This window comes from Bacillus sp. P4_D3, assembly GCF_056401855.1.
In genome coordinates, this window is record NZ_JBFUIN010000974.1 from 1 (window position 1) to 1,006 (window position 1,006).

At 28.7% G+C, this 1,006-nt stretch carries 1 protein-coding gene; it reads left to right on the forward strand.

Annotation, left to right across the window (positions count from 1 at the left end; all coding sequences use genetic code 11):
- Positions 1-934, forward strand: a 934-nt coding sequence (locus AC1DTM_RS28460) for a tetratricopeptide repeat protein (RefSeq protein WP_477001486.1), incomplete at its 5' end; no start/stop codon positions are given.
- Positions 935-1,006 lie beyond the last annotated feature (72 nt).

Sequence of the window (1,006 nt, forward strand, 5' to 3'; positions counted from 1 at the left end):
ACTTATATACTATCATGCCCGCCAAAAAAACTTGTTATATGTGAAGTCGTTTGTAGATCAAGCTTTGGAAATGATTCCAAGTCGGGTGGAAATGCAATATACTGAGGATTATATTTATTACTTAAGAGCTCGAGGTCTTTATTTTTCTAATAAAGGTGAATATTTTACAGCATATGGAGTTTACAAAAAGATAGAAAATATGTTGGAATCCGAAGAGACCGAGTTGCACGCTGATACGTATTACAATATAAGTATAGTAAGTCAGAATCTTAATAAAGATCAAAGTGTTAGTCGCATATATGCAAAAAAAGCATATGAATTGTATAAAAAGTTTGATATAGAGCAACATAAAATTTATGCGTTAATACTTCTTGCGATGCAATATAACAAAGATAAACAGTATGAACAAGCATTTGAAACTTTGAAACAAGTAGAAAATGAATCAAAGGTGGAAAATGATTCATTAAATTTATGTTATGTAAAATATAATTACGGGAAAATTTATCAAGCATTAAAAGATTATAAAAATGCAATAAAATGTTACGAGGAAAATTTGGTTCTTTGTGAGTATTTACCAAACAAAGCAGGTAAGGTATATACAATTCGGAATTTAATAGAAATTTATATAGAATTAAAAGATTGGCAAACAGTAACTAAACTTATTTATGAGGCATTTGAAATTTTATCAATTTGTGATGTTCCTTATGTGCATGTTCAACTATATGGATTTAAAGCAGAAAAATTTAAAATACGGGCAGATTATAATGGATATGAGAAGCATATGAAAAAAGCAATTGAGATGGGGATAGAAAAGCAGCAATATAGCTTGGTAGCTGAATTAGCTTATAAATTTGGGGATTATTATTATGAGAATCGTTCCTATAAATTATCTGCTAAGTATTATAAAATATCGGCTGAAAATAAAATGGATTAAAACAGGGTTTCAGTAATATGTTTTCTCAGATTATTAATGAAAAGAGGTTCCCACGCATTAATGGTACTGTAT